The sequence below is a fragment of the Acidovorax sp. Root402 genome, from assembly GCF_001425125.1.
GTDB lineage: Bacteria > Pseudomonadota > Gammaproteobacteria > Burkholderiales > Burkholderiaceae_C > Acidovorax > Acidovorax delafieldii.
The window spans coordinates 1,070,070-1,087,714 of the sequence record NZ_LMDQ01000014.1; the positions used below are offsets into that span (position 1 = coordinate 1,070,070).

A 17,645-nucleotide genomic window follows, 5' to 3' on the forward strand; every position below is an offset into this window, starting at 1 on the left:
TTGCCACTAGCGTGGCCGCCACCGCTTTCAGCGTGGCGCGCGGGCCGCCTGCAATGCTGCGCGAATTGCGCTGACCACGGCCTCGGGCTTCTCCAGCGGGATGCCGTGCCCGCTGTCCACCCACACCTGGGTGGAGCCGGGGTAGAGGTGGGCAAAGTCGGCGCGTTTTTGGTGCACCTCTTCGGCTAGCGCAGATGAAGCCCCGGGGGTTTGCAGTGCGCTCAGCACAAACACGGGCAGGGTTGGGTCCACCGGCAGGCTGACAACGCGCTGCCCCGTGGCATCCAGCGCTGCCAGCTCTTGTTTGACGACATCAGAGGTGCCCAGGCGGAAGGCCACTTTCAGCCATGTCGGCCACAGGTCGGGGTTGCCAGCCCCGCGCATCTGCTCGGGGTGTGTGGAGTCCACCAGCACCAGTGCCGCCACCTCTGCGGGGTATTGGCGCGCATACAGCTGCATATACAGGCCTCCCAGCGAGTGGCCGACCAGCACATAGGGGGGCGGTAGCTGGCGGGCCCTGAGCAAGGCGCGCAGCTCTTGCACCACCTGCGCCCCATCGCGCGGCTGGGGGGAAGCATCGCTGCGGCCGTAGCCCGCGCGGTTGTAGGCCAGCGCGCGGGTTTCTGCCACCGTGTCGGGCCAGACCTTGGACCACCAGTCCAGCCGGGCGCCCAGCCCGTTCTCGAACACCACCACCGGGGTGCCCTGCCCCGCCTGCACGTATTCCACCGTGCGCCCGTCCGCCGTGTCGGTGGTGGCGCCGGGCAAGCTGGCGCAACCGCTCAAGCAGACTGCCAGCAGCAGGCTGGCCCAGTGCCATCGGTTCATGGTCTCAAGTCCTTTGCATACAGGTTCATGGCCCGCAGGCCAAAGCAGCGCGGCGCCATTGAGAGCGGCTAACAGAACTCAGCGAAGCGGTTCTGGCCAGGCGCTGTGTCGCAGGCAGTACGAGCAGTACGACAAGACACAGCAACGACGCCAGAAGATTTTTGTGGGCCGCTCTTAGCAGCGGCCCGCCGTGCGCAGCAGAGCATTGCATTCCTTGGGCGCAGCGCGGCCCTGTGGCTGAGCGGCTGCTGCCGGAGCCTGGGCGCCACCATTGCCCGCGCCGCCCACCATGGCGGTGCAGACGGCGTCGGAATGGGGTGTCTGGCCGAAGCTCATGACTTTCTGAAAGCCCGTTGCGCCGTACAGGTAGCACCGGTAGCTGGCGCCGTCACGGGTGTTGACGGTGTAGTTGATGCGGCCACCGGTTTCCTCCTGCCGGTCGGTGATGGTGAACTGGCCTGCCGTGCGGCCAATGGCTTGCGCAGTGCGCTGCTCCAGCCCCGCCTGGTCGAGGGTGGACGCGCAGCCGGTGAGGAATGCCACGGCTGCGACGAGGCCAGCGACGAGCGTGAGAGACAGGGGGTGGTTGCGATGGTTCATGGTGTGAGTGGCGGTGATGAGAGGTTGTGGGTGACCGGGCGAAGCCGTGTGGGCAGAGAGGTGTGTGATGACGGCAGGGCCGCAGCAAAGCGAATGTGAGTGAGCCCTTCTGCAGTCCATGGGATGAACACAGAGGACCGGTAGCGCATGCGTGGGCAAAGCTCCGCCCGGCGGCCTTGTAAAGCCGCCAGCCTGTGTGAAGTGGGTGGGTAAAACTCAGCCCGGTTTGCGGGCCACGATGAAGGCGCGGATGTCCTTGCCGCGCGTGCCGTGCCGCTCGGTGCAGACGATTTGCAGGCCCTGCTGCACCATGGCTGAGCGGAGCCGCTGTTCGTCAAAGGACAGCACCGGCGGGGCCTTGCCGATGGCGCGCATCAGGGGCACGGCTAGGTAGGGGATCAGCGGGTTCATCTCTGCGATGCAGGCGGTCTTGGAGATCAGGAGCCCACCCGGGCGCAGCACCTTCACCAGTTGCCTGAGCGCGTCGTCCAGGTCGGTCATCAGGTGCAGCACATTGAAAGCCAGCACCGCGTCGTACACCTCAGGCCCTGGGGCCATGGCCTCTGCGTCGGCCACGGCGAAGCGTAAGGCTGCTGACGGTTGCGCGGCCAGCCGTTGGTGGGCGATGGCGATCATCTGCGACGACACATCGGTGGCCAGCAGGCTGCGGGTGAATGGCGCCAGGCGCAGCGCCGTGCTGCCGGTGCCGCAGCCAATCTCCAGCACGTCATGCTGGGGCGACAGCAGGCCCTGCACGCGCTGCAAGGTGGCTTCATACCCTGCCAGGTCGGCAATGGGGTCGGCGGCGTACTTGGGTGCAATGCGGTCCCAGAAGCGCGCTTTGGCTGACGCAGCCGGCGGGGTGGCGGCGGAGGGCAATGCGCGAGTGGCGGGAGCAATGGCAGAAGACGACATGGTGTGCAGACCGGGTGAAGTGCTGAAGCGGCGAGGTAAAGAGGCAGTTTGTGGAGGCAAGTGCAATGAGCAACACCCAGATGCTATCCATGCATTGAAGCTCAGGAAACTGCGGTAAATTGCAGTGAACATATACGTTTACGCATGGATAACCTCGACTGGAACCAACTGAAGGCGTTTTTGCAAACGGCGCAGACCGGCTCGCTGTCTGCCGCCGCGCGCAAGCTGGGCCTGACCCAGCCCACCCTGAGCCGGCAGGTGGCGGCCATTGAGCAGCAGATGGGCGTGACGCTGTTTGAGCGCGTGGGCAAATCCATGGTGCTCACGCCCACCGGGCTGGACCTGCTGGAACACGCCCGTGCCATGGGCACTGCTGCAGAGGCCCTGGGCCTGGCCGCCAGCGGGCGGTCACAGGCGGTGGGGGGCGTGGTGTCGGTGTCAGCCACCGATGTAGTAGCGACGCACTTGCTGCCCCCCATCCTGCAACGCCTGCGGGCACAGGAGCCAGGCATTGCCGTGGAAGTCATCGCCTCCAACGCGCTGAGCGACCTGCTGCGCCGCGAGGCCGACATTGCCATCCGCCATGTTCAGCCCGAGCAGCCCGAGCTGATCGCGCGCCTGGTGCGCGAGGCCCGGGCCTGCTTTTACGCGTCGGAGAGCTGGGTGCAGGCCCACGGCCACCCGCGCAGCGCGGAGGACGCTGTGAACGCGGAGTTTGTGGGGTCAGACCGCAACGGCCAGTACCTTGCGTATCTGCGTCAGTACGGTTTGAGCCTGAGCGAAGACAACTTCACCTGCTACGCCGACCACACCGCGGCCCACTGGGCGCTGGTGCGCCAGGGCATGGGCATTGGCGCCATGATGGACGAGATCGCCCGCGAAACGCCGGGCATCGTCCGCGTGCTGGACGATGTGGCGCCTGTGCGCTTTCCCGTCTGGCTGGTGTCGCACCGCGAGCTGCGCACATCACGGCGGATTCGGGTGGTGTTTGAGGCGCTGGCCGAGGGGCTGTCGTTAGATTGCTGAACGCCCGCGCCAAGGGGTCGGGGAGGGCTTGCATGGTAAGGGTGAAAGGGCCACCGCAGCGCAAGGTGAAAGCAGGCGCACTACCCTCGCGCCACCACCTGAACACTCTGACCATGACCACACCGCGCGCCGCCGACTTGCCGAGCACCCACCCGAGCGCACCGCTGGACGCCGCCACCGTGGGCGAGATCATCCAGATGGCGCTGAGCGACCACGTGAGCTTTGCGCAAATCCGCGCCGTCCATGGTCTGCACCATGATCAAGTCAAGGTGCTGATGCGTACGCACCTGGCGCCGGGCAGCTACAGGGCGTGGCGCAAGCGGGTGAGGGAGTTTGGGGAGCGCCGGGAGAACTACAAGTAGGCGGTGGGCAGGCGCTGCTCAGCACCTGTTCAGCACCCGTTCAGCCTGGTACCGGCAACATGGCGGCAAGGGTCAAGGCGGCATCTGACCCCGACCCTTCTCCACCTCTAGCCGCTGCAGGAACCACTATGAACACCGACCTCAAGAACTTTGTGCTCCCCATCGCCCGGGCCGTGTCCGCCACGCTGTTTTTTGTGTTCAGCGTGGCCTTTCTCTCGGTCCCGTACAGCCTGGAGCAAGACCCCAGCGATGCGCAGCAACTGACGCATCCAGTGGCCCCACGCCACATGACCTGAGCCTGGGTGCCAGCGCAACCCATCGGGGCTCGGCCAAGGCCCATCAAGCGGGCAAATCCAGGCGGGCCCAGGCGGCCATCACATCCGGCTGCTTCTTGATCCAGTCGGCCGACATCATGTTGGCACCCCAGTGGTGGATACGCGCCACGCCCTCCCCCATGTTCCACAGGTGCCGTAATTGCACGAAGAGCGGCAGGGCGGCGAGGTCAGCATCGGTGACATGGCCGCCGCCTGCGCGGTAGCCAGCCAGGTACTGCTGCCAACGCTTGAGCAAGGCTTCGTCGGGCTCCATGGGGGCCTTGCGCGGCAGGTTCGACCACAGCCACACACACAGGTCATAAGCCAGGAACCCCGGCCCGGCATCATCAAAGTCGAAGAAGGCGGCGTGGCGCACTCCCTCGGCATCGGTGTACACATGGTTGTTGAAGCCATGGGTGTCGCCGTGGCACATCACACGGGTCAAGGTGCTTTCAACATCCGCCAGCTCACCCAGAAGGCGGTGGATCAGTTCGCGGTAGGTATCCAGCACGGTGGGGGCCACCTCAGGATGGGCGGCAAGGTACTCCAGCGTGCGGCCCGCCAGGTGGTGGCCGTCCAGCACGTAGAGGCTTGCGGGGCCGGTGTAGCTTTGCGCGGCGCTGTGAATCTGGGCCAGCGTGGCGCCGGTCAGGTGCAGGTCTTCGGGGGTGTCGGGCACAGCGCCTTCGCAGTGACGGAAGAGGACCAGCACACGAGGGCCCTCCGGGAACGACAGGGTCACGCTGGTCGTGCCGTTCGCCGCCAACACCGGAGAGGCCACACCCACGCCCTGCGCCTCCAGGTGAGCCAACAACGCCAGCTCAAAATCCACGTTGAACGGACCGCGCGGTCGGATGGCGCAGAGCCTTGCCACGTAGCGGCTGCCGTCCGCTGTTCGCACAGCGTAGTTGTCATTGAGGTTGCGGCGGATCAGGTAGCACTGCTGCACGGGCAGGCCGTAGTGGCGCTCTACCCACTGCGCTACAGACGCGGCTGAGGCCGTGGTGTGGGAGGCAACCAGTGTTGTGTCGGGCGATGGGGTTGAATGCATGCGGCATTCTGCATGCAAGCCATACGACGGTCGCGCACGGACAGTGGCACATGGCGTGCCTTTGAGCAAATGGCCCGCCAGCGCTTACTGCTGGTACGCAAGCAGTATCAAAACCATAGCACCGCGCGCCACGCTTACCAGGGGAGTGGCGCGCCACTGTAGGCGTAGAAGCTGCCCGTCTCCTCGGGCGCGAGCCCATCCAGCACCCGCAGCATGTCGCCCGCCGCATCCGCCGCCGGGCGGCCTATTTCTGCGCCATTGAAAGGGGCCGACAACGCCGAGCTGACGGTGCCCGGGTGCAGCGCCACCAGCACGGCCTGCGGGTGGGTGCGGGCCATTTCGATGGACGCCGTTTTGACCAGCATGTTGAGCGCGGCCTTGCTGGCGCGGTAGCTGTACCAGCCGCCCAGGCGGTTGTCGCCAATGCTGCCCACCTTGGCCGAGAGCACAGCCAACAGGCCGCGCCCCTGCTTGGGCAGCAGCGGGGCGAAGTGGGCCAGCACGAGAGCGGGGCCAAAAGTGTTGGAGCGGAAGGTGGCTTCCATCTGCGCGTAGTTCATCTGGCCCAGGCGCTTTTCGGGCATGCCGTGGGGACCATGCAGCAGACCTGCGGCGTGGATGATGCAGTGCCATGGCCCCTGGGCCTTGAGCTGCTGGGCGGCGTGGGCGATGGTGGCTTCATCGTCCAAATCGACCGCCGGGTGGGTGTGGCGGCCCAGGCCCACGGCCAAGGCGCAGCGCGGATCGGCCTGCAGGTGGGCGAGGAAGGCACTGCCGATGGCACCGGTGGAGCCGATGGCCAGGGCGCGGTAGCCATCAGGCAGCGACTGCAAAGAGGTGAACGGCGTTACGGTGGGTTGTGCTTGAGACATGGCGCGGTCCTGCGGTGAGGGTGTCGTGGGGTGGTTCGGCAAGCGGGCTACAGCGCATCCAGCCGCGTGCGCAGGCTGGCCGCATGCTCGCGCAGCGCATCCAGTTGCGGGCCCTGCATCTTCTGCAACTGGCGGTACACCATGCCCAAGCGGAAGTTGTTGCCCAGCGTGCCCTCGTTGCGTGCGAAGAAGTCCCAGTACAGCGCGTTGTACGGGCAGGCCCGCTCACCCACTTTTTGCTTCTTGTCGTAGTGACAGCCGCTGCAGTAGTCGCTCATGCGATCGATGTAGGCAGCGCTGCTCACATAGGGTTTGGTAGCGAGCAGGCCGCCGTCGGCAAACTGGCTCATGCCCACGGTGTTGGGCACTTCCACCCATTCAAAGGCATCGATATACACGCCCAGGTACCAGCGGTGCACGGCAGCGGGGTCGAGCCCCGCCAGCAGCGCAAAGTTGCCAATGACCATGAGGCGCTGGATGTGGTGGGCATACGCCTGCTCCAGCGACTGGCCCACGGCGTGCTGCATGCAGCGCATGCGGGTGTTGCCCGTCCAGAACCACTCCGGCAGCGGCGTGCTGTGGCCCAGGGCGTTGCGCTCGTCGTAACCGGGCATGTGGGCCCAGTAGATGCCGCGCACATATTCGCGCCAGCCAAGAATCTGGCGGACAAAGCCCTCCACCGCAGGCAGGGGCGCAGCGCCTGCGTGGTACGCAGCAGCGGCGCGTTGCACCACCTCTTGCGGGCGCAGCATTTTGGTGTTGAGGGCAAAGGACAGCAGGGAGTGAAAGAGCCTGCTGCTCTTTGTGCTCATGGCGTCTTCATACGCGCCAAAGTGCGGCAGCGTGGTGGTGATGAAGTGCTCCAGCCACGCCAATGCCTCGGCCCTGTTGAGGGGCCAGCGCAGTGCATGGGCCTGCGGGTTGCCAAAGCTTTGCACGCCTGCGGCCTGGATGGTGGCCCACAGGGCGCTGTGGTCGTGCGTGGGGCGCGCGTCGGGCGGCAATTCGGGCGTGCCGGGCCAAGGCTTGCGGTTGTCGTGGTCGTAGTTCCATTGGCCGCCTTCAGGCTCTCCGGCTTCATCGATCAGCACGCTGTGGCGCTGGCGCATGCGGCGGTAGAAGTGCTCCATGAGCCATTGCTTACGGCCTTGGAACACCTCAGCCATTTCGGTGCGGGTGGTGTAGAAGTGCTCGCTGCTGACGGCCTGCACGGCAAAGGCTTGCTCTGCGCCCCAGGTGCGCAGCTGCTCGTCCAGCCGCCATTCGTCGGGGTGCTGGTATTGCAGCGTACGCGCGCCGTAGTGGGCCATGAGGGCGGCCAGGTTGTCGGGCATCGACTGGCGGTTGCTGGCGTCATCAATCGCCACGTAGCGCACACGGTGCCCGGCCTCGCGCAGGTGGCGGGCCAGGTCGCGCATGGCGGCAAAAATGGCGAGTATCTTTTGCGCGTGGTGCAGCACATAGTCGGTCTCTTGCCGCACTTCCATCAGCACGTAGACCACGCCGTCGTCCAGCGTGGCAAACCATGAATGCGCGGGGTTGAGCTGATCGCCCAGCAGCAGGCGCAGGGTGTGGGCACGCTGTGGGGTGGAGGGTTGTGGCGTGGTCATGCCGTGCCCCACATGCGGCGGTAGCTGCCGTCGGCGTCGTGGTCTTGCGCCTGCTTGATGGGGTTGAAGCGACGCCCCCCGCGCGGGTCGGTGCCGCGCCCCGCAATGTAGAGCCAGTTGGCCTGGTTGCTGTACACGTCGTAGTCCACCAGTTGCGATTCAAACCACGCCGCGCCCGCGCGCCAGTCGCCGCGCAGGTCGTAGATGAGGTAGCTGGCCACCACCTGGCGCAGGCGGTTGCTGAGGTAGCCGGTGGCAGCCAGCTCGCGCATGGCGGCATCGACCAGGGGCTGGCCCGTATCGCCCTGGCACCAGCGATCAAAACCGCGCGGGTTGTGTGGGGCGGGCGGCAGTTCTGACAGGCCACGCGCCCGGTACAGCGCTGCACCGTATTGCAGGTGCAGCAGCCGGAAGTAATCGCGCCACAGCAGCTCAAACCACAGCCAGTAGGTGCCGTCATTGGCGCCGTGGTCGCACTCGAAATTTTTCAGATCGGCATAGATCTGGCGCGGAGACAGCGCGCCCGTAGCCAACCAGGGAGAGAACTTGCTGGAGTAATCCAGCCCCGTGAGCCCGTTGCGCGTGGCCTTGTAGCTGTGGGGCAGCTTGCGGGCCAGGTACTGCGCCAGGTGGGCCAGTGCGGCGGCCTCGCTGCCATCACAGGCAGGCGTGCCGTAGGGGAAGGAAGAGCGGGCATCGCTGCCCTGCGGCGGCGCGGGTTGCAGGATGGCTGCGGTGCCCTGCTCTGCCCCCACGGCCTGCAGCACATGCGCGGGCAAATCGGGTGGCGGGGGCAGTTTGGTCGGTAGCGGCAATGGTGCGGCGGGGGTAATGCCCGCACGCTCTACCTTCTGGCGAAAGCTGGTGAACACGCCGGGCAACTGGTCCACCGGCCAGGGCATGCGCGCCGGAGGCAGCAAGCTGCTGTGCCACACGGTACGCACCTGCAAGCCAGCGGCGCGCAGTGCGGCCACCTCGGCCTGTTCGTAGGGGGCGGCAATGTCTTCGCACACCGCGGTGGTGGCACCCACGGCCTGGGCGAGTTGGGGCAAGGCGGTGGCAGGCGGGGCCTGGCAAATGAGCAGTGGGTTGCCCAGAGCGCTCGTTTGTTGATGCAGCCCGCGCAGCGCAGCGGCGGTGAAGGCGCGGCGGTGCGCCCCCACGCGGGCAAAGCCCCACGGCGTGGATTCATCAGGCGCAGGCAAGCACACCACGGGTAGCAGGTGCGTGGCACCGCTGGTGAGGGCTGAACGCAGCGCGGGTTGGTCGTGCAGGCGCAAGTCGTTACGAAACCAGAACAGCGCGGTGCTCATGCAGCGCCCTCCCCTGCGGCCTTGTCGGTGCGTTTGCGTTCGCTGCGGCAGCGGTCGGAGCAGTACTTCACCTCATCCCACACCTTCTCCCACTTCTTGCGCCAGGTGAAGGGCAGGCCGCAGTGTTGGCAGGTCTTTTGCGGCAGGTCGGCTTTTTTGCGCATGCGCATGGTTCAAAAGTCCAGGGTTTGCTGCTGGGGATGCTGGGCGGCGTTGAGTGCGCGAGCCCGGGCGCGTGCCTGGGGGCTGCCGCCATCGCGAAACTGGCGGGAGCCGTGCTTTTCCACAATCGCAGCCTGGGCGGCGCGCACGGCGGGCTGGGCGCGCAGGCCGTGCACGCGGGCCTTGGCGGTGCGGGTGGCGGTGTCCAACTCCACTAGCGGCACGGCAATGTCGTGGCCTACACGCACGCCGCAGCGGGCCTGCACATCGGGCGGCATGCGCCAGGGCTCCAGCAGCCAGGCATCGGGCACGCGGCGCAAGGCGGGCAGCCACTGGCGCACAAAGTGGCCGTGGGGGTCGTGGTCTTGCGCCTGCTTGATGGGGTTGTAGACGCGGGTGGTGTTGATGCCGGTGGTGCCCGCCTGCATTTGCATCTGACTCCAGTGGATGCCGGGCTCATAGTCCAGAAACTGGCGGGCCAGCCATTCGCCCACGGGCCGCCAGTGCAGCCACAGCGGGTACGAAGCCACCGACACCAGCATGGCGCGCATGCGGAAGTTGACCCATCCCGTCTCGCGCAGCATCGCCACGCAGGCATCCACCATGGGCCAGCCGGTGCGCCCGGCCACCAGGGCCTCGAAGTGAGCGGGGTTCCATTCCGCTTCGCGCAGGCCGTTATAGCCCCGGTGCAGGTTGTGGTGCTCCAGCGCGGGTTCCGATTCAAGCTTCTGGATGAAATGGCAATGCCAGTGCAGGCGGCTCATAAAGGCCGTCAAGCCTTTGCGCTGCCACGCAGCTCCAAAGTCGGTGCTGGCCTTGAGTTGCTGCTCGCGCCGCTGGGTGGCCTTCACCACCTCGCGCATGCCCAGGCAACCCAATGCCAGGTAGGGCGACAGGCGCGAGCAGGCGCTGGGCGCTGTCAGCGGCGACGAGATGCCGCCCCGGTAGCCCTGGCTGCGCTCCGCCAAAAAGTCTTGCAGCACGCGCAGGCCTTCTTTGCGCCCCCCGCGCTGGCGCTGGGCTGGGTCATGCGCGGGCAGGCCCAGTTCAGCCCCGCTGGGCCAGGGCTGTGCAGGCCACGGCAACGTACGGGCCTGCAAGAGATCAGGCCCGGGGGCGAGCACCACCGGTGCGTGCATGTGGGCCTGCCAGTGTCCCTGCCAATCATCGCGTGAGCGCAGGCGGCGCACCACGCCGTGCTGCGGCCATTCGCGCCATGCCACGCCCTGCGTGCGGCACCACCGGCCCACGGCCAAGTCGCGGGAATAGGTGTGGGCATTGCCGGTTTCTTCGTGCGCCTCAAGAGTGTGGAACGGGGCCAGTGCATGCAGGCGGGTCAGCACGTCCACCATCTCGCCCACGGCCACCTGCAGCGTGGCGCCGCGCCGTTGCAGGGCCTGGGCCAGGTCGTGCACGCTTTCTTGCAGAAAGTGGTAGTGCTGCAGGGCCGCATCAGGCTGCGCCCAGAGGCTGGGCTCGACGACATACAGACACAGCACCGGGCCCTGGGCGGCGGCGTGCTGCAGCGGGGCGTGGTCGTGCACGCGCAAGTCGCGCTTGAACCAGACCACGGTGTAGCTCATGGCACAAGCCCTGTGCGCACAGATCAGGCGGCTGCGACCTGTCGCGCCAGCGCCAGGCCGCTGAGCCAGGCGCCCTCGACCTTCCCGCCATTCAGCCAGTCACCACACAGCCCCAGGCGGGCATTGGCGTCCCACCAGCAGCCCAAGGTCAGTGCGGGTTCGGTATCCGCATAGCGCCAGCGGTGCGCCGTGGCAGCCAGGGGTGTGGGGCCGCCCAGGGCCGCAAAGGCGGCGAGCAAGGCAGCTGTGACGCCGTCCGCGCTGTCTTCAATATGCGCCTCGCTCCACTCGGCACTGGCGTGCAAAAGCCACGTTTCTGGCCCCGTACGGCCGGGCTTGCTGCTATCGCGTGCCACCCAGCGCAGCGGGCCGGTGTTGACGAAGGCGCCGTCCCACGGCAAGGCCACAGGCGAGGCATAACGCAACATGACGGCCCAGCTGCCCCGCATGCGGGCGCTGCCTGCTACCGCAGCGCCAGCGGGTGCCACCTGGGTCAACAGCGGCGCCACCTGAGGCGCGGGCACAGCCAACAGCACAGCGCGGTAGCGCGGCGCATGCAGCCCCTGCTCTGCGCAAGTGATAGTCCATCCTTCGGGGTGCCGCTCCAGCCGCTGCACGGTGGTCTGCCACTGGGTGTGGGCGCGCTCAGCGGCCTGCGCCAGGCCCTGCACCAGCCAAGCAGCGGGCGATGTCATGCGCGGTGTCCCCACAAAACGCTCAAGGGGCGTGTGCGGGGTGGTCCAGCCAGTGCCATCAAAACTTGCCAGGCGTGCACCCCATGTGGCTGCCACACCGGCCTGCTGCCACCGGGCCACTTCGGAGCGAAAAGCGGCGTCACGTGCGGTGAAATACTGCGCGCCGTGGTCGCACTGCCAGGGTCCGTTGTCGTCCTCCGCGCGCCGGGTGCTCATGCGGCCCGACGGCCCCCGACTCTTGTCGAAAACATGCACCGTGTGCCCCGCCTGCAGCAGTGCCTGTGCACACGACAGGCCCGCCAGACCTGCACCGATGACGGCGATGGGTTGTGACATCGTCAAAACACTCATGGCTGCGGGTCGGTGCGTTCTTGGGCTACCCAGATCAGCGCCTGGGTATCGATGCCCAATGCCTGTGCGCGGGCCAAAAGTTGCTCGCGCACAGCAGGCTGCAGCTGCTTCGTCCGTGACAGGATCCAGCAGTAGCTGCGGTCCGGCCCCACCACCAGCGCCCATTGGTAATCGGCATCCAGCGCGGCCACGTGGTAGCCGCCGTAGAACGGGCCAAAGAACGAGACCTTGAGCGAGGCGGTGTTGGTATCGCCGGTGAACTTGGCTCTACCTTCCGCCTGACGCCAATCGCCCTTGCCCGTATCAAAACCGCGATTGAGCACACGCACGCTGCCATCTGCCTGGCGCTGGTAGGTGGCGCTCACGTCCGTCATGCCGCGCTCGAAAGAATGGTCGAGCCGCGCCACCTCGTACCAGCGGCCTTCGTACTGGGCCAGATCGAACGGGGTGACGGGGGTGACACCGGGAGGCGGCGTGGTGGATGAGCAGCCTACCAAGGCCACAACAAAAGCCGCCGCTAAAAGCAGCACCGAACGGCGGACCCAAGGAAATAGCAGAGCCATAAATTACCAATCAGTCACAAAACGAACCGAATAGTAAACCACTCTGCCACAGCAACGGTACAAGCCTGAGGTCGGCGCGGTCTCATGACCCACTCCACGCCCCGTAAACTCACACCATGACCCTTCAAATCACCGTGTATTCCAAGTCTGCCTGCCCGCAGTGCGAGTCGGCCAAGATGCTCCTCAAATCCCGCTCCCTGCCCTACGAGGAAATCAAGATCGATGACGAAGCCGAGCGCCTGGCGTTCTATGCCAAGTGCGGGCCATCGGTGCGGCAGATGCCACAAATTTTCATCAATGACCAGCGTGTGGGCGGACTCGCCGGGTTGCAAGCCGCGCTGGCGCAGCTGGGCGCCTGAACGCCTTTTCCGACATCAGCGGGCAGTGCAATCGGGGTGCGTGGATACCTTGGACGCACAGCATGGGCTGATGCATATGCCAACAGCCGGGGCGCCCAGTCCCCCTTGGTGGCTCCACACCTTCCGGCAGAGCGCTTGCACACACCTGGCATGACCTTGAACAGTCGTTCTACCGGTACTGCGCGGCCGTGATGAACTGGCCGAAGGTCTCACACCACACGATCACGGTGTTGAACCGTGCGGGGTCCACGCCCTGCGGCACCGGAACGATGAAGTTGTTAAACGTCTTCACATCCCCCACCCGCAGCATTTGTGGCTTGAGGCGCTGAAAGTCCGCCTCTGTCTCCACAAACGCAGGCGACAGGTACAGCTTGTAGTCAGGCCCCGGTGCCAGCTTGCCTGCCAGGCTGATGGCTTGCGGGCCAATCGACACCACGCCCTCGCCCCAGTGCAGGGCGTCGCTGTCCTTCAGGTCGCGGCGAAAGGTGGTTTTCCATGCTGCCGTGGGCAGGCTTGCCTGCACCTCCTGCAGCGTAGGGGCTGCGGGCGCGATCAGGATCGGCAACCAGTACACACCTGCAGCGAACCCCACAGCCAGGGTGAGCAAATGCGAGGCGATCAACAAGAACGGTTTCATGGCGGTAGGCAACAAACAGTTGGAGCCAATGTACCGCCAGTCGCGTCACCCCGCCCGAGCCAAAAACCCGTCTACCAGTGCGAAATGCTCGGGCATGTTCAGTGCTGGCGCATGGCCGCAACCGGGCACCTCGACCACCTGGGCCAGCCCCCGGGCACCCGGGCCGCGGGTGAGCATTTCGGCGGTGACATCCGGGAGCACCAGGTCAGACTCCGCCCCGCGCAGGCACAGCACCGGAATGCTGAGCGCGTCGTAGTGGTCCCAGATCAGGTAATCATTGGCATGGTGCGTGAACTGCTGCACCATGGCGGGGTCGTAGTGCGGCGTCACACGTCCGTCGGCAAGGCGGCGCGTGCTGCTCTCGGTCAGCAGACGCCACTGCGCGTCGCTCAGCCAGCCGTAAGGCTTGTAGACCTGCCTGAAGAACGCCTCCAGCTCCATCACCGTATCGAACGCGGGTGGGTGGCCCGCATAGGCCTTGATGCGCTCCAGCGCGGCATCGGCCAGGCGCGGTGCGTTGTCGTTGAGCAGCAGGCTGGTGATGCGGCCCTTGAGCTGCGGCTCGAACAGACCCGATGCGCACACCGTGCCGATGGCTCCACCCATCGACGTGCCCACCCAGTGCGCTTTCTCGATCCCCAACTGGTCAAACAGGCCGGCCGCAATGCGCGCGTAGAACGACAGGCGGTACTCGTCCTGCGGCGCGCGCGCCCACTGGCTCAGGCCCCGGCCCAGGGTGTCGGGGCAGATCACGCGGTAGCGCGGTGCCAGGTGCGCGGCCAGCTCGTCCATGTCGCGCCCGGTGCGCGCAAGGCCATGCCATGCAATCACCACGGGCGCGTCACGCGCACCCCACTCCATGTAGTGGATTTCATAGCCAGCACAGGCGGCGTAGTGCGAGGTGGGGGACATGATGGCGACCTTGTGGAACAGAGAAGAAAAAAGTGAAGCGTCGGCGGCTCACTTCATGAGGCGGCCGTTGCTGCCGATGACGGTAACCTCGACATAGCGCGAGCCGATGCGGTTGGTGGGCGAATAGCCCAGCGTGATGCCGCCGAGGTCATAGCTTTGCAATGACTCCAGCGCCTTCACCACCTTGGCGCGTGTGGGCGCAGGCCCGGCGCGGCGCAGGGCTTCGACCAGCACCTTGGCGCCCAAAAACTGCTCGAAGCTGGTGTAGTTGACCTCGGCCTCAGGCGCGTACTTCTTCAGCAACGTCTGGTACTCGCGCACCACGGGCAGTTGCGGGCGGTAGGGGTACGGCACCACCTGACTGATGCCCAGGCCGTGGGCGTTCTTCAGGCCCGCGAGCTTCACCAGCTCCGTCGGGTCCACCACCGAGATGTTGTACAGCTGCGCGCCGCCGCCCTGCTCGCGGTAGCGCTGGATGAAGGCCGCCGCAGGCTTGTTCACCGCAATCATGATGACCGCATGCACATCGGCGGCCTTGATGGCCTTGACGGCGTCATCCACCTTGTCGGTATTGCGCTCGTAGCCTGCTGACACCACGAGCTTGAGGCCACGCTTGGCCAGTGCGGCCTCCACGCCCGCGAGGCCCGCCTTGCCGAATCCGTCATCCTGGTACATCACGGCCACGCGGTTCATGCCCAGGGTGGTGAGCTGCTGCACCATGTGCTCGGTTTCGTCCACATAACCCGCACGCACATGAAAGATCCAGGGGTTGAACGGGCTGCGCAACGACTCGCCACCGGTGTACGGCGCCACCAGCGCGGCGCCGCCCTGCTCCAGCACGCCATCGGACAGCAGCTGGGTGATGTTGGCCGTGCCTGCAAAGCCGTAGAGCGCCACCACCTCGGGCTTGGCCAGCAGCTCGCGGGTGCGGGCCACCGTGTCTGCCACCTTGTAGCCATCGTCGGCCACCGCCTGGCGAATGCTGGCGCCGTGCACGCCACCCTGTGCATTGACCCAGTCAAAATAAATCTTGCCGCCCAGCACCATCTGCGCGCCGGTGCTGGCCAGCACGCCAGACAGCGGGGCCACCTGCCCCACCACCACATCGGCAGCCCTCGCGGGCACCGAAACGCCTGCGGCCAGTGCCACCATCAGCGCGCCACTCCACCTCAGGGCGGCCGACGCGCGGCGTGCCCAACTCTTCACAGTGTTCATTGGTTCCATCCTTGTGATGACTGCGCCTTCAATGGCCCGGGCGGCATGCACCGGCAGTGCACGAGTCCCGGGCTTCCACATAGGTCGTTCAGCGTCCCGGTCAGTCGGGGATGGAAATGGCGCCCGCCGTGATGACAATGGCGTTGGCGGCAGCGGGCGTGGCGGCCAGCGGCGGCACGTTGGCGGCGGTGATGGCCGGGGCGCTGCCCGGTGTGCCGCCACGTGGCACCGTGCGCACCACCTGGCTGGCGGGCAGCGCCTTGCCGTTGGCGAGGTGGTCGTACACGGCGTCGAGCGCGTGGTTCAGGTACACGTGCAGCGGCACGTAGCGGCTGTCATAACCCGGCAGCACGGTGGGCAAGCCGATGAAGCTGTCGAAGTGCTGGGCATTGGCCACTTCCACATAGCTGAGCTTGCTGGCGGCGCCTTCGACCTTCTTGTTCAGCGCAGCGTAGGGGCGCGACGTATGGCTCACCGGCAGCAGTGCGTCGGCACGGCCATGCACGATCACAGCGGGCTTGCCGCGCAGGTTGCCGTTGCGGCGGGTTTCGTCCACACCGGCCTGCAGCTTCTTGGCAGCAGCGTCGTTGCCGGTGACGAGGTTGCGCAGGCACTGCGCACCGCTCAGGTTCCAGTCGGCCACGCCAGCGTCCGACACCGACAGGAAGTCGCGCGCCGGGCCCAGCTTGCCCAGGTTGTTGACCAGGTTGATGCCGCCCGATGGAGGCACGCCATTGCCCGTGGCAAACATGCCAGCCAGGGCTGCGGGTGCCAGTGATGTCACCGCGCCCGCAGCCGCTGTGGCCGCGTAGCTGAAGCCGCACAGGTGGTCCTTGACACTGGCACGCGACAGGCTGTTGGCGAACGTGACGGCCACCGCCGGAGCGACTTCAAAAGCAGCCAGCGATGCATGCAGGTCGTTGGACTCCGGCTCCCAGCCGTAGGCGCGCAGCTTTTGCAAAGCCTCTTCGGCCTGCGTGGCCGTGGTGGAGGCCGTGAGCAGGCCCGCTGTCTTGAGCGAAGCGCACCGATTGGGCGCAATGGGCAGGGCCGCACTGCCGAAGCCCGCTGCAAAAGCGGCTGCGTAGGGGCTGGTGCTGACCGATGGCGCGAGCGATGCGCAGGCCTGGTAGAGGTTGGCGTAGGTCGTGAAATCCACCAGCGTCTTGCCGGTGACGGCCACATCGGCGCTGCCACGGCGCACCGTGACGCCGGGGTTGGCGGGCATCTCGATGGCAGGCTCGGACACGGCCACGCCGCTGATGAGGCCCTGGGTGTCCAGCTCGGCCGCAGCAATCGCGGAGCCACCACCGTTGGAGATGCTGGATGCAATCACGATGGTGTTGGCCGGGGTCAGCGTCTTCAAGCGCTGGCCCGCCGCATCGGTGGCGCCGTAGCGCTGGTTGAGCACGTAGTAGCCAAACTCCACCGCCTGCAGGGTGGTGGTGCCCCAGTCCTTCTCGGCGTTCTGGCCCGAGTGCGCGTGTTTGAAGGCAAAGCGGTTGGGTGTGGCGGTGTTGAAGGCCGCCAGCTCGGTGGCGGTGAGCCCTGCATTAAAGGCCGCGGCCTTGCCCGCTGCCGTGGCCGTGGTGCGGGTGCCGTCGAGCAGCGGCACGGTGTCGTTCATGAGGTCGTGCGGCGCGCCGCCCGTGCCCTTGTCAGAGTACGCCACGGCGCAGCCCTTCTTCAGGCCCCACTCGCCCGTGGAGATACCGCCGTAAACACCGCGCGACCCCGAAGCCGTGGCGGTGATCATGCAGGGTTTCTTGGGGTCGAAGCTGGCAGGCACCTGCACCATGAGGGTGACGTTCTTGCGGCCCGTGCCGTCGTCGGCAAACGCGATGTATTCGGTGCCCGCCACCTTGCCCTCGCCCGTGGTGACCTTGCCCTGCGCATCCACATTGGGGCCATACAGCGTGCCGTAGCCGCCGGCCGCCGTCATGTCGAGCATGGCGCGGTAGTTGGTGTGGATGGCGGTGCGGCGCAGCTCGGCTGCGGTGGGCTTGAGCGGGTCGGCATAGGCCGGTGGCACGGCCGCCGCTAGCCCCGTGGCGCCCAGGCCAGCCGTCAGCAGGTCGTTGCTGGTGCCGTCGTACGTGATCTCGCTGATAGCGCCCAGGTAGGTGGGCTTGGTGTTGAGTGCGGCGCTGTCGCCATCACTGCCGCCGCAGGCGGCCAGCACGGCTGCAGCCAGCACGGCGGGAACGAACGGACGAGAAAAGGGACGAAAACGCGGGTTCTTCATGCTCATCTTCATGTGCTTGTCTCCTGGAGTTT

Annotated in this window: 19 protein-coding genes; 4 read left to right on the top strand and 15 right to left on the bottom strand. The window is 66.5% G+C overall.

Going from position 1 to position 17,645, the window contains the following annotated elements:
* Positions 1 to 27: 27 nt before the first annotated feature.
* From ASC83_RS16045 to ASC83_RS16055, 3 genes are all read right to left on the bottom strand, one after another.
* Positions 28 to 828: an alpha/beta fold hydrolase gene (locus ASC83_RS16045; protein ID WP_056064547.1), complete on the bottom strand. Its 801-nt coding sequence runs from the start codon at positions 826 to 828 to the stop codon at positions 28 to 30.
* Positions 829 to 1,002: 174 nt separating this feature from the next.
* Positions 1,003 to 1,428, bottom strand: coding sequence for a hypothetical protein (locus tag ASC83_RS16050; RefSeq protein ID WP_056064550.1), 426 nt, complete (start codon positions 1,426 to 1,428; stop codon positions 1,003 to 1,005).
* Between the two features lie 216 nt (positions 1,429 to 1,644).
* Positions 1,645 to 2,343, bottom strand: a complete 699-nt coding sequence (locus ASC83_RS16055; RefSeq protein ID WP_056064553.1) for a class I SAM-dependent methyltransferase — start codon at positions 2,341 to 2,343, stop codon at positions 1,645 to 1,647.
* A 144-nt stretch (positions 2,344 to 2,487) separates the two neighbouring features.
* Here ASC83_RS16055 and ASC83_RS16060 point away from each other — a divergent pair, with 144 nt between their 5' ends.
* The 3 genes from ASC83_RS16060 (at position 2,488) to ASC83_RS23995 (ending at position 4,027) form a co-directional block, all read left to right on the top strand.
* Positions 2,488 to 3,369, top strand: coding sequence for a LysR family transcriptional regulator (locus tag ASC83_RS16060; RefSeq protein ID WP_056064557.1), 882 nt, complete (start codon positions 2,488 to 2,490; stop codon positions 3,367 to 3,369).
* A 113-nt stretch (positions 3,370 to 3,482) separates the two neighbouring features.
* A complete protein-coding gene (locus tag ASC83_RS23645; protein ID WP_056747101.1) occupies positions 3,483 to 3,731 on the top strand; it encodes a DUF2805 domain-containing protein in 249 nt (82 codons plus the stop codon).
* Positions 3,732 to 3,859: 128 nt separating this feature from the next.
* Positions 3,860 to 4,027: a hypothetical protein gene (locus tag ASC83_RS23995; RefSeq protein ID WP_156379521.1), complete on the top strand. Its 168-nt coding sequence runs from the start codon at positions 3,860 to 3,862 to the stop codon at positions 4,025 to 4,027.
* 43 nt (positions 4,028 to 4,070) lie between these two features.
* Here the strand turns inward: ASC83_RS23995 and ASC83_RS16070 are convergent, their stop codons facing one another.
* The 8 genes from ASC83_RS16070 to ASC83_RS16100 all read right to left on the bottom strand — a co-directional run bounded on the left by ASC83_RS16070 (position 4,071) and on the right by ASC83_RS16100 (position 12,245).
* Positions 4,071 to 5,096 (bottom strand): phosphotransferase enzyme family protein, encoded by a 1,026-nt coding sequence (locus tag ASC83_RS16070; protein WP_056064564.1) that lies wholly within the window; start codon positions 5,094 to 5,096, stop codon positions 4,071 to 4,073.
* A 134-nt stretch (positions 5,097 to 5,230) separates the two neighbouring features.
* Positions 5,231 to 5,968 (bottom strand): SDR family NAD(P)-dependent oxidoreductase, encoded by a 738-nt coding sequence (locus ASC83_RS16075; protein ID WP_056064566.1) that lies wholly within the window; start codon positions 5,966 to 5,968, stop codon positions 5,231 to 5,233.
* A gap of 47 nt (positions 5,969 to 6,015) precedes the next feature.
* Positions 6,016 to 7,578 carry a cryptochrome/photolyase family protein gene (locus ASC83_RS16080; protein WP_056065156.1) on the bottom strand — a complete coding sequence of 521 codons (1,563 nt, stop codon included), beginning with the start codon at positions 7,576 to 7,578 and terminating at the stop codon, positions 6,016 to 6,018.
* A complete protein-coding gene (locus ASC83_RS16085; RefSeq protein ID WP_056064569.1) occupies positions 7,575 to 8,891 on the bottom strand; it encodes a DASH family cryptochrome in 1,317 nt (438 codons plus the stop codon). Before ASC83_RS16085 ends, ASC83_RS16080 begins: the two co-directional genes overlap by 4 nt.
* Positions 8,888 to 9,061: a DUF2256 domain-containing protein gene (locus tag ASC83_RS23650; protein ID WP_082522482.1), complete on the bottom strand. Its 174-nt coding sequence runs from the start codon at positions 9,059 to 9,061 to the stop codon at positions 8,888 to 8,890. The genes ASC83_RS16085 and ASC83_RS23650 overlap by 4 nt, the downstream gene beginning before the upstream one ends.
* A 3-nt stretch (positions 9,062 to 9,064) precedes the next feature.
* Positions 9,065 to 10,636, bottom strand: coding sequence for a cryptochrome/deoxyribodipyrimidine photo-lyase family protein (locus ASC83_RS16090; RefSeq protein WP_056064570.1), 1,572 nt, complete (start codon positions 10,634 to 10,636; stop codon positions 9,065 to 9,067).
* 23 nt (positions 10,637 to 10,659) lie between these two features.
* Entirely contained in the window at positions 10,660 to 11,667 is a 1,008-nt protein-coding gene (locus ASC83_RS16095) for an NAD(P)/FAD-dependent oxidoreductase (RefSeq protein WP_056064573.1), read from the bottom strand.
* An 11-nt stretch (positions 11,668 to 11,678) separates the two neighbouring features.
* Positions 11,679 to 12,245, bottom strand: a complete 567-nt coding sequence (locus ASC83_RS16100; protein WP_082522483.1) for a lipocalin family protein — start codon at positions 12,243 to 12,245, stop codon at positions 11,679 to 11,681.
* Positions 12,246 to 12,361: 116 nt separating this feature from the next.
* Between ASC83_RS16100 and ASC83_RS16105 the strand changes: the two genes are divergently transcribed.
* Positions 12,362 to 12,604 carry a glutaredoxin gene (locus ASC83_RS16105; RefSeq protein WP_056064575.1) on the top strand — a complete coding sequence of 81 codons (243 nt, stop codon included), beginning with the start codon at positions 12,362 to 12,364 and terminating at the stop codon, positions 12,602 to 12,604.
* 169 nt (positions 12,605 to 12,773) lie between these two features.
* Here the strand turns inward: ASC83_RS16105 and ASC83_RS16110 are convergent, their stop codons facing one another.
* The 4 genes from ASC83_RS16110 to ASC83_RS16125 form a co-directional block, all read right to left on the bottom strand.
* Positions 12,774 to 13,241, bottom strand: a complete 468-nt coding sequence (locus ASC83_RS16110) for a DM13 domain-containing protein (RefSeq protein WP_056064579.1) — start codon at positions 13,239 to 13,241, stop codon at positions 12,774 to 12,776.
* Between the two features lie 45 nt (positions 13,242 to 13,286).
* Positions 13,287 to 14,153, bottom strand: coding sequence for an alpha/beta fold hydrolase (locus tag ASC83_RS16115; RefSeq protein ID WP_056064581.1), 867 nt, complete (start codon positions 14,151 to 14,153; stop codon positions 13,287 to 13,289).
* 48 nt (positions 14,154 to 14,201) lie between these two features.
* On the bottom strand, positions 14,202 to 15,368 hold the full coding sequence (locus ASC83_RS16120; protein ID WP_056064584.1) for an ABC transporter substrate-binding protein: 1,167 nt from the start codon (positions 15,366 to 15,368) through the stop codon (positions 14,202 to 14,204).
* A gap of 100 nt (positions 15,369 to 15,468) precedes the next feature.
* Positions 15,469 to 17,625: a D-(-)-3-hydroxybutyrate oligomer hydrolase gene (locus ASC83_RS16125; RefSeq protein ID WP_056064587.1), complete on the bottom strand. Its 2,157-nt coding sequence runs from the start codon at positions 17,623 to 17,625 to the stop codon at positions 15,469 to 15,471.
* Positions 17,626 to 17,645 lie beyond the last annotated feature (20 nt).

Excerpts from the sequence above, each read along its gene's own strand:
- ASC83_RS16045 (WP_056064547.1), bottom strand. The coding sequence starts at position 828 with ATGAACCGATGGCACTGGGCCAGCCTGCTGCTGGCAGTCTGCTTGAGC.
- ASC83_RS16050 (WP_056064550.1), bottom strand. The coding sequence starts at position 1,428 with ATGAACCATCGCAACCACCCCCTGTCTCTCACGCTCGTCGCTGGCCTC.
- ASC83_RS16055 (WP_056064553.1), bottom strand. The coding sequence starts at position 2,343 with ATGTCGTCTTCTGCCATTGCTCCCGCCACTCGCGCATTGCCCTCCGCC.
- ASC83_RS16060 (WP_056064557.1), top strand. The coding sequence starts at position 2,488 with ATGGATAACCTCGACTGGAACCAACTGAAGGCGTTTTTGCAAACGGCG.
- ASC83_RS23645 (WP_056747101.1), top strand. The coding sequence starts at position 3,483 with ATGACCACACCGCGCGCCGCCGACTTGCCGAGCACCCACCCGAGCGCA.
- ASC83_RS23995 (WP_156379521.1), top strand. The coding sequence starts at position 3,860 with ATGAACACCGACCTCAAGAACTTTGTGCTCCCCATCGCCCGGGCCGTG.
- ASC83_RS16070 (WP_056064564.1), bottom strand. The coding sequence starts at position 5,096 with ATGCATTCAACCCCATCGCCCGACACAACACTGGTTGCCTCCCACACC.
- ASC83_RS16075 (WP_056064566.1), bottom strand. The coding sequence starts at position 5,968 with ATGTCTCAAGCACAACCCACCGTAACGCCGTTCACCTCTTTGCAGTCG.
- ASC83_RS16080 (WP_056065156.1), bottom strand. The coding sequence starts at position 7,578 with ATGACCACGCCACAACCCTCCACCCCACAGCGTGCCCACACCCTGCGC.
- ASC83_RS16085 (WP_056064569.1), bottom strand. The coding sequence starts at position 8,891 with ATGAGCACCGCGCTGTTCTGGTTTCGTAACGACTTGCGCCTGCACGAC.
- ASC83_RS23650 (WP_082522482.1), bottom strand. The coding sequence starts at position 9,061 with ATGCGCATGCGCAAAAAAGCCGACCTGCCGCAAAAGACCTGCCAACAC.
- ASC83_RS16090 (WP_056064570.1), bottom strand. The coding sequence starts at position 10,636 with ATGAGCTACACCGTGGTCTGGTTCAAGCGCGACTTGCGCGTGCACGAC.
- ASC83_RS16095 (WP_056064573.1), bottom strand. The coding sequence starts at position 11,667 with ATGTCACAACCCATCGCCGTCATCGGTGCAGGTCTGGCGGGCCTGTCG.
- ASC83_RS16100 (WP_082522483.1), bottom strand. The coding sequence starts at position 12,245 with ATGGCTCTGCTATTTCCTTGGGTCCGCCGTTCGGTGCTGCTTTTAGCG.
- ASC83_RS16105 (WP_056064575.1), top strand. The coding sequence starts at position 12,362 with ATGACCCTTCAAATCACCGTGTATTCCAAGTCTGCCTGCCCGCAGTGC.
- ASC83_RS16110 (WP_056064579.1), bottom strand. The coding sequence starts at position 13,241 with ATGAAACCGTTCTTGTTGATCGCCTCGCATTTGCTCACCCTGGCTGTG.
- ASC83_RS16115 (WP_056064581.1), bottom strand. The coding sequence starts at position 14,153 with ATGTCCCCCACCTCGCACTACGCCGCCTGTGCTGGCTATGAAATCCAC.
- ASC83_RS16120 (WP_056064584.1), bottom strand. The coding sequence starts at position 15,368 with ATGAACACTGTGAAGAGTTGGGCACGCCGCGCGTCGGCCGCCCTGAGG.
- ASC83_RS16125 (WP_056064587.1), bottom strand. The coding sequence starts at position 17,625 with ATGAAGATGAGCATGAAGAACCCGCGTTTTCGTCCCTTTTCTCGTCCG.